12 protein-coding genes are annotated in these 13,294 nt (G+C 35.2%); 6 read left to right on the top strand and 6 right to left on the bottom strand.

Translation table 11 applies throughout. The annotated features are described in order from the left end of the window. Positions 1–82: 82 nt before the first annotated feature. Positions 83–1,405 (top strand): M16 family metallopeptidase, encoded by a 1,323-nt coding sequence (locus tag ACMDB5_RS05570; RefSeq protein WP_414000023.1) that lies wholly within the window; start codon positions 83–85, stop codon positions 1,403–1,405. 11 nt (positions 1,406–1,416) lie between these two features. Continuing rightward, positions 1,417–3,465: a M16 family metallopeptidase gene (locus ACMDB5_RS05565; protein ID WP_414000022.1), complete on the top strand. Its 2,049-nt coding sequence runs from the start codon at positions 1,417–1,419 to the stop codon at positions 3,463–3,465. Positions 3,466–3,550: 85 nt separating this feature from the next. Here the strand turns inward: ACMDB5_RS05565 and ACMDB5_RS05560 are convergent, their stop codons facing one another. Further along, positions 3,551–4,417 carry a DMT family transporter gene (locus tag ACMDB5_RS05560; protein ID WP_414000021.1) on the bottom strand — a complete coding sequence of 289 codons (867 nt, stop codon included), beginning with the start codon at positions 4,415–4,417 and terminating at the stop codon, positions 3,551–3,553. A gap of 109 nt (positions 4,418–4,526) precedes the next feature. Between ACMDB5_RS05560 and ACMDB5_RS05555 the strand changes: the two genes are divergently transcribed. Then, positions 4,527–4,907, top strand: a complete 381-nt coding sequence (locus tag ACMDB5_RS05555) for a heavy-metal-associated domain-containing protein (protein ID WP_414000020.1) — start codon at positions 4,527–4,529, stop codon at positions 4,905–4,907. A gap of 123 nt (positions 4,908–5,030) precedes the next feature. Here the strand turns inward: ACMDB5_RS05555 and gldD are convergent, their stop codons facing one another. From gldD to mutY, 4 genes are read right to left on the bottom strand one after another with little or no spacing between them, the layout of a single operon-like run. Beyond that, on the bottom strand, positions 5,031–5,627 hold the full coding sequence (gldD, locus tag ACMDB5_RS05550; RefSeq protein WP_414000019.1) for a gliding motility lipoprotein GldD: 597 nt from the start codon (positions 5,625–5,627) through the stop codon (positions 5,031–5,033). After that, positions 5,620–6,918 carry a gliding motility-associated protein GldE gene (locus ACMDB5_RS05545; protein WP_414000018.1) on the bottom strand — a complete coding sequence of 433 codons (1,299 nt, stop codon included), beginning with the start codon at positions 6,916–6,918 and terminating at the stop codon, positions 5,620–5,622. The genes gldD and ACMDB5_RS05545 overlap by 8 nt, the downstream gene beginning before the upstream one ends. 24 nt (positions 6,919–6,942) lie before the next feature. After that, positions 6,943–7,383, bottom strand: coding sequence for a single-stranded DNA-binding protein (locus ACMDB5_RS05540; RefSeq protein ID WP_414000017.1), 441 nt, complete (start codon positions 7,381–7,383; stop codon positions 6,943–6,945). Positions 7,384–7,433: 50 nt separating this feature from the next. Beyond that, entirely contained in the window at positions 7,434–8,468 is a 1,035-nt protein-coding gene (gene mutY, locus ACMDB5_RS05535; RefSeq protein WP_414000016.1) for an A/G-specific adenine glycosylase, read from the bottom strand. Positions 8,469–8,602: 134 nt separating this feature from the next. Between mutY and ACMDB5_RS05530 the strand changes: the two genes are divergently transcribed. Together ACMDB5_RS05530 and ACMDB5_RS05525 are read left to right on the top strand one after the other, a co-directional pair. Then, positions 8,603–8,893 (top strand): HU family DNA-binding protein, encoded by a 291-nt coding sequence (locus ACMDB5_RS05530; RefSeq protein ID WP_016989051.1) that lies wholly within the window; start codon positions 8,603–8,605, stop codon positions 8,891–8,893. Between the two features lie 393 nt (positions 8,894–9,286). Beyond that, positions 9,287–10,831: an Rne/Rng family ribonuclease gene (locus tag ACMDB5_RS05525; RefSeq protein ID WP_414000015.1), complete on the top strand. Its 1,545-nt coding sequence runs from the start codon at positions 9,287–9,289 to the stop codon at positions 10,829–10,831. A gap of 60 nt (positions 10,832–10,891) precedes the next feature. Here the strand turns inward: ACMDB5_RS05525 and ACMDB5_RS05520 are convergent, their stop codons facing one another. Next, complete coding sequence (locus ACMDB5_RS05520) at positions 10,892–11,335, bottom strand: nucleoside deaminase (RefSeq protein ID WP_414000014.1); 444 nt, start codon at positions 11,333–11,335, stop codon at positions 10,892–10,894. Positions 11,336–11,473: 138 nt separating this feature from the next. Between ACMDB5_RS05520 and ACMDB5_RS05515 the strand changes: the two genes are divergently transcribed. Next, entirely contained in the window at positions 11,474–13,261 is a 1,788-nt protein-coding gene (locus ACMDB5_RS05515) for a 1-deoxy-D-xylulose-5-phosphate synthase (RefSeq protein ID WP_414000013.1), read from the top strand. The last annotated feature ends 33 nt before the right edge of the window (positions 13,262–13,294 follow it).

The following is a 13,294-nucleotide window of genomic DNA, read 5'->3' as shown; positions in this document are numbered from 1 at the left end:
ACTAGTTTTATCCTAAAAAAGCTACTTTCGAAGTAACAATAACTTTTCTTTTACTACTTACTATATAAAATTATTAATTCTTATGAAAAAATCAATAATGGCATTAAGCGCCACACTTTTACTTGGAGGAGCCGTTTCTGCTCAAAAAGTAGTCTTCGAAGAATACACTTTAGACAATGGATTACATGTTATTTTGCAAAATGACCCTTCGGCTCCAGTTGTGATAACATCTGTAATGTACCATGTAGGTGCCAAAAACGAAAACCCGGAAAGAACAGGTTTTGCACACTTTTTTGAACATTTATTATTCGAAGGAACCGAAAACATCAAACGTGGCGAATGGTTTAAAATAGTAACCGGAAACGGAGGAACGAATAACGCCAATACTACCGAAGACAGAACCTATTATTACGAAGTATTTCCATCAAACAATCTTGAACTAGGATTATGGATGGAAGCAGAAAGAATGTTGCATCCGGTTATCAACCAAATTGGTGTTGACACTCAAAATGAAGTTGTCAAAGAAGAAAAAAGACTGCGTTATGACAACAGCCCTTACGGTCAGTTGATTCCGGAAGTAAAGAAAAAAATGTTCAAAAATCACCCTTATCGCTGGACAACTATTGGATCAATGGATCACTTGGATGCTGCCAAACTAGACGAATTCAAAGAGTTCAACAATAAATTTTACGTTCCAAACAACGCTGTATTGGTAGTTGCAGGTGACTTCAACAAAAATCAAGCTAAAGAATGGATCCAAAAATACTTTGGTGTCATAAAAAAAGGAGCTACCATTGACAGAGAAACCTTTACAGAGGAGCCAATTACACAAACCATTAAATCAAAATTTGAAGATCCAAACATTCAAATCCCAATGGTTGTTGCATCGTACAGAACGCCATCAATGAAAACTCGCGATGCCAGAGTTTTAGACTTTATCTCAACAATCTTAAGCGATGGAAAAAGCTCTAGATTATACAAAAAAATTGTTGACGACAAAAAAATGGCCTTGCAAATTGGCGCATTTAGCTACAGCCAAGAAGATTACGGAACTTACATTCTTTACGGATTGCCTCAGGCTCCAAGCACAGCCGAAAACATCCTTGCAGAAATTGATTCTGAAATCGTAAAACTGCAAACCGAATTAATTTCTGAAAAAGAATTAAAAAAACTGCAAAACAAATACGACAATCAGTACGTAAACAGCAATTCAACCATTGAAGGAATTGCCGAAAACTTGGCTACTTTCCACTTGCTATACAAAGATGTAAACCTAATTAACACCGAAATTGAAATGTACCACACTATCACACCGGAAGAGATTAGAGCTGTTGCCAAAAAATACCTAAATCCAAACCAAAGATTAGTATTAGATTATGTTCCAACTGACAAATCCAATAATTAACAAGAACCACCATGAAAAAAACAATATATATAATATCTAGTCTGTTTTTGACTCTAGTTATGCAAGGACAAATAATTCCACAGCCAAAAGCTACCGCTTCTCCGATAATCAAAATTGGAAAATCCAATAATTTCGAACTTAAAAACGGCCTAAAAGTAATGGTGGTAGAAAACCACAAATTACCAAGAGTTTCATTCCGTCTTAGCTTAGACAACATGCCTTATGCCGAAGGCGACAAAAAAGGCGTTGCTGACATTACAAGCCAACTTATTGGAAGCGGAACCTCAAAAACTCCAAAAGATGCTTTCAACGAAGAAGTTGATTTCTTAGGCGCAAATATAAATTTTGATTCTAACGGTGCTTCGGCAAGCGGATTATCTAAATATTCAGGCAGAATATTAGAGCTAATGGCTGATGGCGCACTCAATACCGTTTTTACTCAAGTGGAATTTGATAAGATAAAAGCAAAACTTTTAGAGGGTATAAAATCACAAGAAAAAAGCATCACCGCTGTTGCCGGAAGAGTTGAAAATGTTTTGACTTTTGGCGCAAATCACCCTTCAGGTGAATATTTAAGCAACGAAAGCATTAACAAAGTCACACTAGAAGATGTGATTTCAAACTACAAAACTAATTTTGTTCCCGGAAATGCTTACCTGATTATTATTGGTGATGTAAAAACAAAAGAAATAAAAAAAGTAGTTGAAAAACTATTCGGCTCTTGGACTAAAGCAAAAGCACCACAGATAACTTATCCGGATCCTAAAAACGTGCAACAATCTCAAATTAATTTTGTAGACATGCCAAACGCTGTACAATCCGAAATTTCAGTTGTAAATACAGTCAATTTAAAAATTACCGACAAACAATATTTTGCAGCCATTTTGGCAAATCAAATTCTTGGCGGCGGTGGCGAAGGAAGACTGTTTTTAAACTTACGTGAAAAACACGGCTGGACTTACGGAGCCTATTCTTCTATAGGATATGGAAAATATGTTGAAAAATTCCGCTCATCAACATCAGTAAGAAATGCAGTAACGGACAGTTCTGTGGTCGAAATTCTAAACGAATTAAAAAAAATAAGAACTGAATTAGTATCTGCCGACGATCTGAAAAATGCCAAAGCAAAATACATCGGTAATTTTGTAATGCAAATTCAAAAACCTGCAACAGTTGCCCGTTATGCCTTAAACACCGAAACACAAAACTTGCCTGCTGATTTTTACGAAAATTACATACGAAGCATAAACGCTGTAACGGTAGAAGACATTAAAGATGTAGCTAATAAATATTTCTTAGCCGACAACACAAGAATTGTAGTTGTAGGTAAAGGATCTGAAGTTGCTCCCGCATTAGAAAAACTAAAAATACCAATGTTCTATTTTGACAAATTTGGCAATCCAGTAGCCAAACCCGTTTTCAAAAAAGAAATACCGGCAGGAATAACAACCAAAAGCATCTTGGATAAATACATTCTAGCTATTGGTGGAGAAAAGGCCGTAAAAGCCGTAAAAACGATCTCAATGAAAGGTTCTACTACAATTCCGCAAGCTCCATCTCCTTTAAGCTTCACCTCAAAAGCGGATAGCAAAGGAAAACTGAACGTAGAATTAGCAATGGGAACCATGAGCTTAATGAAACAAGTTATCAACGAGACTAGTGCTTATGTTCTTCAACAAGGACAGCGCAAAAATTTCGAAGGAAGCGAGTTAGCCGAAATGAAAAATAGCGCCGTTTTATTTGATGAATTACAACTTTCTAAAAAAGCAGACATAAGCCTTGACGGAATCGAAAACCTGAACGGAAAAGAAGCTTACGCTATCAAAAACGGAAAAACTACTCTTTATTTTGATGTTAATTCTGGATTAAAACTTGCTGAATCCAAAACAATGGAGCAAGGAGGGAAAACAATGACCCAAACAACTAATTTTGGAGATTACAGAGATGTAAAAGGAGTAAAAGTACCTTTTAATATCATCCAAAATGCAGGTTTCGAATTAGACATCAAAATGTCTGAAGTTACAATAAACGAAGGTGTTACTGACGCTGACTTTAAATAATCAAAAAAACGCAACCAACCAACAAAGGCTATCGCAATGATAGCCTTTGTTATTTTATAAATACTCTTATTTTTTTATTCAACAACTACTTTTTGGCAGATAAATAAACTCCTATCAAAATAACAAAAGCTCCAAAAAACTGAACCGGAGTAAGTATTTCGTTGTCTAACAACCCCCAGAAGAAAGCCACAACAGGAATCAAATAGGTCACCGAAGTCGCAAAAACAGGCGACGACATTTGTATCAATTTAAAAAACAAAATATTAGCAATACCAGTTCCCACAACTCCCAAAATCATTATAAACAGGATTGAATGTTGCACTTTTTCGACATGTATTACTGATGAAAAATCCGTTAAATACAAAATAGCTAAAGATGGTAAAAGCAAAACCAAAAAATTCCCGGTAGTGATACTTACCGGACTCAAATCAGACAAAAACCTTTTGATCAGATTCACATTCAAAGCATAACAAACAGAAGCAATAATTACCAAAATAGCATAATAATAATTTTGTTCCGGATGATTCATTGCTCCATTAAAAACCAAAAGCAAACTCCCCAGCAATCCAATAAAAACACCCAAAAGCTGTTTTTTATGAAAACCGACACTGAAAACCGTAGCCCCTAATATTAAAGTATTCAAAGGAGTCAATGAATTAAGAATCGCTGTAACCGAACTATCTAATTCGGTTTCGGCAATTGCAAAAAGGAAAGCCGGAATAAAGGTACCAAACAGAGAAGTCAATGCAATATATTTCCATTTCTGTTTCGGGATTTTAGAAAGACTTTTAAAACCAATCAGCAACAAAAAAATTGCTGCAAAGATGATCCGCAACGAACCAACCTGCAAAGCCGTTAAACCTATTAATCCTTTTTTAATTAATATAAAAGAACTCCCCCAAACCAAGGCAAGAACCGTCAGATAAGCCCATTTTAATTGTTTTGATTCCATAATCGCTATTTTGCCCCAAAATTGTAATAATTTTATGAATTAGCACTCCTTTTTTTATTAATTTTGCAATGAAACAAAACGCTTGTTAAAACACTCAAAATCAATTAAAATGAATATCACAAAATCAATAGCAGCGATAGCTCTTTCTAGCCTTTTATTTGTTAGCTGCAAAAAAAACACTCCTGAAACTGAAACCGCAAAAGCGGAAACAGAAACAACTGCTCCAAAAGTTAAAAAAGAAATTGCTGCAGAGAATTTACAAACCGCCAATTTCGCTATCGAAGGAATGACATGCGCCATGGGTTGTGCCAAAACTATTCAAGAAGAACTAACTGTTCTAGATGGAGTACAAACAGCCACAGTAGATTTTGACACAAAAATAGCTACCGTAACTTTTGACAAAACAGCTCAAACTCCGGAAAGTCTAACCAAAGTGGTTCAAGCAACAGGTGACGGAAAAACATACACCGTAAGCAGCACAAAATCATAATCAAACTATTTTGATTTCATAAAAAAAGCATTCGTAAGTAACGAATGCTTTTTTTATGCTTTATTATTTTTTAAGAGTCCAATTTATAAAAAGGAATCTTCAAACACACTTCTTAAACAATTACTACTTCCACTTCAAAGTTTCCATAATTCGCTGCATATCATTTTTGATATAACTTGCAGCCGGCATAACGGAATCAAAGTTAGGTTTAGCATAGAAATAAACGGAACCTCTAATAAAATGCTTGACACTATCCGTTACATAAAACTGGGAATTGGTAGCCGCATTCCCATCCACCTGATAAAACATTCCGTACACTTTGCTATCAGGATTCAAAAAAGGTTGCTCCAAAATATCATCAGCCTTAATCACATGTTCAAAAGTCAATTTTTGAGCATCTCGCAAGAGTTTATTGATATCATTATTGACCGGTTTATAAGTCAAATAAATAGTTGCTTTCATTTTTGGATATGAAATAGCAAATCCACAATTCTTTTCTCCCTTTATAACGGCATCCGAATTCATTTCGAAAGTAAATGGACATTCGTTTTCAAAATTGGCATATTTTGCAATAGGATAATCCAAGCGCAAATAACCCGAAGGCTTAGGAAGCACATCGTCTTTACAAGCCGAAAACAAAAACAATCCAAAAATCGCAAACAGCGTTATTGCAGTTCTATTTCGGTTTGACTTTTGGCGGTAATTCTTTAAATTAAACATCGATGGTAACTTTTATCTGTTTTATTCTTTTTTTATCTACAGCTTCAACGGTAAACAAGCAATTCTCGTATGAAATCTTCTGACCTTTTTTGGGGAAGTTCCCCAAAATCTCCAAAATAAATCCAGCCAAAGTCTCTGCTTCTCCTTTTTTGACCTCAAAAAGATCTTCATCGACATCTATAATTCTATAAAAATCTTTAAGATTTATTTTCCCTTCAAAAAGATAGTTATGCTCATCTATCACAGAATAAGCAACATTGTCATTGTCAAATTCATCACTGATATCACCTACGATTTCCTCAATCACATCTTCAAGCGAAACTAATCCTGAAGTTCCTCCATATTCATCAACCACGATAGCCAAATGACTCTTTAAACTTTGAAAATCTTTCAACAAGTTATCTAGTTTTTTATTCTCCGGTACAAAAAATGGCTCTCGAACCAATGAAACCCAATCAAAATTCTTTTTATCAATATGTGGAAGTAAATCCTTCACAAACAAAACACCTTCAATTTGATCAATATTATCACGATAAACCGGAATTCTGGAATAACCTTTTTCTATAATTTTAGAATATATCTCAACAAAAGATTCTGTTATTTCTAAAGCAAAAATATCAATTCGAGGGCTCATCACCTGTTTTGTATCGGTATTTCCAAAAGACACAATGCCTTCCAATATTTTTTGTTCTTCGGTAGAAGTATCTTCCGAAGAAGTCAACTCTAACGCTTGCGATAATTGGTCTACCGAAAAATTTGTTTTTTGTTTTCCCAGTTTATTATGCAAATAAACGGTCGTATTGCGCATTGGCACACTAATAGGCGAAAGCATTTTATCAAGTACAACAATAGGAAATGCAATTAATTTAGCAAACTTGATATTATTCCTGCTGGCATATACCTTAGGCAAAACTTCTCCAAACAACAACAATAAGAAAGTAACCACAATTACTTCCAAAACAAATTTCAAAGCGGGAGAAGTTATCGCCGAAAACAGATTCCTGCCAACAAACGAAAACAAAATTACCACGCCAATATTGATGAAATTATTCGCTACTAAAAGTGTCGCTAATAGTTTTTTGGGTTTCTGTAAAAGATCCGATAGGATTTTCCCTTTTGAAGGGTTTTCTTGAATTGTATCATCAATGTCTTTTTGAGACAAGGAAAATAATGCCACTTCGGCGCCGGAAACTATTGCAGAGCAAAAAAGCAACGCACATATTCCGATAAAATCAAACACTAGTTCAGTATCTAGTGAACTTATAAGGCTTAAACTGGGCTCTGGGTCCAAATTAAAAAGGATTAGTTAAACAAATCAAAACGGCAAATCATTGATTGGCAAGCCGTTATTTTGTGGGTCAAAGTTAGTATTTTTTACGGAATCCTGATCAGGAATTTGCTTCGCGTTTTCATTCCCCTTCTTAGTCGACAAAAAGGTAAACTCAGTCACCTGAATTTCAGAAGTATACTTCACAACTCCCTCCTCAGTTTGCCATTGACGGGATTTAATACGCCCTTCTACATATATTTTATCTCCTTTTGATAAATATTTTTCACAAATTTCGGCCGCTTTATTACGCACCACTAAATTATGCCACTCTGTAGAAGTAATCTTTTCGTTTGTGGTTTTATTGATGTAGATTTCATTTGTTGCCAATTGAAAACGGCCAATACAATTGCCCCCATCAAAATAATGCATTTTCACTTCATCGCCCAGATGACCTATTAGCATCACCTTATTTAATGTTCCATTCATGCTTTTGTTATTCTATTTCTACCAAAGGTACATTTTTTTGGAATTTAATTTTATTCCTTTTCAATAAAATTATAAATCACAATCGGGAACGGGAAAGTTTTTAGATTTTCTTTATCAATTCCATTTTCAACCCTGCCCTTTACCTTTATCTTCCAAAATTTAATATGCAAATGCTGATGCGATAATTTATGTACAATGCTTTTTTCATTATCCTCCATCATACCTATAATAGTATTAGAAGCAAAATGATTCTTTTGCACCTGACTCGCGATAGAATCAAAACCCTCTTCTTTTTCCGTTTCAATCAAAGGAAACTCATATAGATTTTGCCAAATCCCCTTAGAAGTTCGTTTTTGGATTAAAGTGTTTTCATCATCATCCGAAACTACTAAATAATTAAAGTATCGATTCCTCACTTTCACCTTCTTTGACTTTACCGGCAATTGATCTACTTTCTTTTTCTGCAAAGCGGCACAACTTTGGTTAAAAACACAAATCGAGCAATCTGGACTTTTAGGAACACATTGCAAAGCACCAAACTCCATTATTGCCTGATTGAAAATATCAGGATTGTCTTTTGGCATTAACTCGAAAGCCAGAGCCGCAAATTCTTTTTTGGTCGAAGCCAAGGCAATATCGGTTTCCACATCAAAATAACGAGACAAAACCCGAAACACATTTCCATCTACAACCGGAACTACCTCCTTATAAGAAAAAGAAGCAATTGCTGCTGCAGTATATTCACCAACTCCTTTCAACTTTAGCAAATCATTATAAGTAGCCGGAAAAATGCCATTTAATTCAAAAGCCACATATTGTGCTGTTTTATGCAAATTCCTTGCTCGGGAATAATAGCCCAAGCCTTGCCAAAGCTTTAACACTTCTTCTTCATCGGCTTTGGCCAAATCAAAAACGGTTGGAAAAGCCTCAATAAAAGACAAAAAATAAGGTGTTCCTTGCGCAACACGCGTCTGTTGAAGCATGATTTCAGAGAGCCAAATAGCATACGGATTTGTAGTATTTCTCCAAGGCAAATCACGCTTGTTTTGTAAATACCATTGAATTAGTGAGTTAGAAAAAATCATTATTAAATATTTGTTGACAAAAGTAAAAGTTTATGTGATTAAAATTTAATGAATTAGCTTGAATATTTGTTTTTTAAATTCTTATATTTGCAAACTCAAAAAAATTATTATTAAATAATAAATAAGGAAAGAAAATGACGAAAGCAGATATCGTAGCGAAAATTTCAGAAAAATTAGGCCTTGAAAAAGGTGATGTTCAAGCAACAGTTGAAACCTTTATGAATGAAGTAAAAAATTCATTAGAGACTGGAGATAACGTTTATTTAAGAGGTTTTGGTAGTTTTATAGTAAAAACTAGAGCAGAAAAAACAGGTAGAAATATCTCTAAAAATACTACAATAAAAATTCCTGCACACAACATCCCTGCTTTCAAACCTGCGAAAGTTTTTGTAGAAGGAGTAAAAATAAATAACGAAGCAAAATAATAATATTAACTAATCATAAAATCGACAAGATATGCCAAGTGGTAAAAAAAGAAAGAGACATAAGGTAGCAACGCACAAACGTAAAAAAAGAGCGAGAGCTAACCGTCACAAGAAGAAAAAGTAGTTTTAAACTACTTTTTCTTTTTTAACCGTTCATTGAAATTTGGAAAAACAGTACGCAGAATTCAGTTTTCAGATAGCAGTCTAAATCTGCGATCTAAACTCTTGCATCTGCAAACTACAATTCCTCCCGGGTTCAATACCTGTTAAAATTATTGTTTAATCCATCCTTACAATTCAGTTACGAGTTATAAGTTATGAGTTATGAGTTGTAAAACTGAAAACCATAAACTGAAAACTGAAAACTAAAAAGTTCGGATAAAAATTTACAACGTGAATAAAGAATTAATCATTAGATCTAGTTCTGATTTCGTAGATTTTGCCTTATTAAAAGATGGAAAACTAATTGAATTACACAAAGAAGAAGAGAAAAGCAACTTTCAGGTTGGTGATATTTTTATCGCCAAAATACGAAAACCCGTTGCCGGACTAAACGCTGCTTTTGTGAATGTAGGCTTCGAAAAAGACGCCTTTTTGCATTATCATGATTTAGGTCCAAATCTCGCTTCCCAACTGAAATTCATAAAACTTGTAAGCGCAGGTAAAATAAAAGATTTCTCCCTAAAAAACTTTCAGTTTGAAAAAGAAATAGACAAAGATGGCACCATTACAGATGTGATCAACGCCAATCAATCTATTTTAGTACAAGTCGTCAAAGAACCAATATCAACCAAAGGACCAAGAATTAGCGCTGAGCTTTCTCTTGCCGGACGTTTTATTGTTCTAGTTCCTTTTTCGGATCGCGTTTCTATTTCACAAAAAATAGAAGACAAAAAAGAAAAGGATCGTTTAAAACGATTAGTACAATCCATCAAACCAAAAGGATTTGGCGTTATTGTTCGCACAGTAGCCGAAGGCAAAAATACAGCCGAATTAGAAAAAGATTTGCAGAACCTGCTTGGCAGATGGACTGCAATGTGTAAAAAATTACCGACTGCTCATCACCCGTCAAAGATATTAGGAGAACTCAACAGAGCTTCTTCGATATTAAGAGACGTTTTCAACGATACTTTCACCAGTATTCAAATTGATGATGAAGAGTTGTACAACCAAACAAAGGATTATCTGCAAGAAATTGCACCATCCAAACAATCCATTGTTAAGTTTTATCAATCAAACGACACGCCTATTTTCGAGAAATACAACATAGAGAGACAAATCAAGACTTCATTCGGAAAAACTGTTTCCATGAGTAAAGGGGCTTATCTTATTATCGAACATACTGAAGCATTGCACGTCATAGACGTAAACAGCGGAAACCGTTCTAATAAAGCCACCAATCAGGAAGACACCGCTATGGAAGTCAACATGATCGCCGCTGCCGAAATCGCCAGACAATTGCGTCTTCGTGATATGGGCGGAATTATTGTAGTTGATTTTATTGATATGTCTAATCCCGAAAATCGTAAAGTTCTGTTCGACTTCCTGAGGGAAGAAATGAGCGACGATAAAGCGAAACATAAAATCTTACCTCCTAGTAAATTTGGATTAGTCCAGATTACCAGACAAAGAGTAAGACCGGAAAGAAACATTAAAACTAGAGAAGAAGATCCTAACAATGAGAATGGCGAAATTGAAGCGCCTATTTTAATCATTGATAAAATTGCTTCCGATTTAGACAGAGTTTTAAAAACCCACCAAGATGTTGTGCTTAACGTACATCCTTTTGTGGCCGCATACCTTACCAAAGGTTTTCCATCATTACGTTCAAAATGGTTTTTTGAACATAAAAAATGGGTGAAAATTATACCTCGTGACGCTTACACGTATTTAGAATATCATTTCTACGATAAAAAAGGGAATGTTATAAAAGAATAAAACAAAACCGCCTTTCGAAAGATTGGCGGTTTTTTTGTGGCTTTTTTGAAGGAATTATTCTTATTTTCTCTTCTGAGCAAAAAACCGCTTCATTAACTCCGAAGCTTCATTTGCCAAAACGCCTTGAACTACTTTGGTTTTAGGATGTAATTTTGTTCCCATGGTCATAAAACCACGCTGTTCATCGCCAGCTCCAAAAACAATTTTAGAAATCTGGCTCCAATACAAAGCGCCTGCACACATCTGACAAGGCTCTAGCGTGACATAAAGCGTACAATCTTTTAAATATTTCCCACCCAAAAAATTAGCGGCGGCGGTTATGGCTTGCATTTCGGCATGTGCTGTGACATCATTCAGTAATTCGGTTAAATTATGACTTCTCGCAATAACTTTGTCGGCAACTACGATTACAGCTCCCACAGGAATTTCACCTTGTTCAAAAGCCAATTCAGCTTCTTGTAAAGCCTTTTTCATGAAATATTCGTCGGTGAAAATGTTTTCCATAAATTTACTATCCCACTTCAGCGGAAAAATTAAAGAGAGTAAACACTTTTAAAATCATTTTTTTAATTTTTAAAAGCACATACCTTGATTGAATTATTATTGATACAAAAATAAGAATTCAATTCGTACATTTGCTTTATGCCAAAAAATTTACTTTTAAACATAAACAATCCCGAGGATTTGCGCCGACTCGACGAAGAACAACTTCCTCAGCTAGCTCAAGAATTACGCAATTTTATCATTGATATTGTTTCGGTAAAAGAAGGACATTTGGGCGCTAGTTTGGGCGTAATCGAATTGACCATTGCATTGCATTATGTATTTAATACGCCAAATGATTTATTGGTTTGGGACGTGGGCCATCAAGCTTATGGACACAAAATACTGACCGGAAGAAGAGAGCTTTTTCATACCAACCGCCAATTACATGGTATTTCCGGTTTTCCAAAAAGAACTGAAAGCATTTATGATGCTTTTGGCGTAGGCCACTCCTCGACTTCCATTTCGGCAGCCTTAGGAATGGCAATTGCTTCTAATTTAAAAGGCGTTCACAACAAACAGCACATTGCGGTGATTGGTGACGCCTCCATAGCCTCAGGAATGGCTTTTGAAGGATTAAATCATGCCGGAGTTACCGATGCTAATTTATTAGTAATTCTGAACGACAACGCTATCGGAATTGACCCAAGTGTTGGAGCTTTAAAAAAATACCTGACCTCTGTCAAGAACGGAAAAAATCCGAGGCAAAATAACATGATCAAATCCTTAAATTTTGATTATTCAGGCCCCATCGACGGACACGATATTTTTGCAGTAATCAAAGAATTAAAACGATTGCAAAAAATAAAAGGCCCAAAATTCCTTCACGTTATAACCACTAAAGGAAAAGGCTTAAAACAAGCTGAAGAAGATCAGGTAAAATACCATGCTCCGGGAAAATTCGATGCCAATACGGGTGAAATACTTAAAAAAATCGAGGAGAATCTCCCTCCTAAATATCAGGATGTTTTTGGATTAACTCTTTTAGATTTAGCTCTAAAAAACGAAAAAATTATTGGAATCACCCCTGCAATGCCTTCAGGAAGTTCTTTAAAATTCATGATGGAAGCCTTACCGAATCGCGCTTTTGACGTGGGAATTGCCGAACAGCATGCTGTAACTCTTTCCGCCGGAATGGCAACTCAAGGAATGGTGGTTTTTTGCAATATTTACTCCACTTTTTTACAAAGAGCCTACGACCAAGTTATTCACGATGTGGCTTTACAAAATTTACCGGTAATTTTCTGTTTGGACAGAGCTGGCTTAGTAGGCGAAGATGGAGCTACACACCACGGCATTTTTGACTTGGCTTATTTGCGTTGTATCCCAAATATGATCATCTACTCTCCTTTGAATGAAATTGAACTGCAAAATATCCTATACACAGCGCAACTGGAATTAAAAAACCCTATTGCCATTCGCTATCCACGCGGTCGAGGACAAATCACGGATTGGAAATCCCAAAATTTTGGTAACTATAACAAAATTGAAATTGGTCAAGCCAATTGTTTAAAAAACGGAACAGAAATAGCCGTTTTATCCAATGGTCCCATCGGAAACAATGTTTCTTTGGCTATAGCCCAAATACAAAATCAAGAAAAGATTGCGCATTACGACTTTGCATTTGTCAAGCCCTTAGATGAAAAACAACTGCATTCTATTTTCAAAAAATTTAAAACAATACTTACAATAGAGGATGGCACAATTATTGGAGGCTTTGGAAATGGTGTTCTCGAATTTGCATCACACCATAAATATTCCCACGAAATAAAGACATTGGGAATTCCCGATGAATTTATCGAACATGGAACCGTAGAAGAGTTACAACAATATTGCAAGCTAGACGTTAACAGTCTTGTACAAATTTTCAAAAATTACATAAAATAATTATATTGCCAATCTAAAAAATATTGATATTCA

This window comes from Flavobacterium sp. W1B, from assembly GCF_047344965.1.
GTDB lineage: Bacteria > Bacteroidota > Bacteroidia > Flavobacteriales > Flavobacteriaceae > Flavobacterium.
Note: the sequence above shows the minus strand (reverse complement) of the source record. Positions and strands in the feature narration are given on the sequence as shown.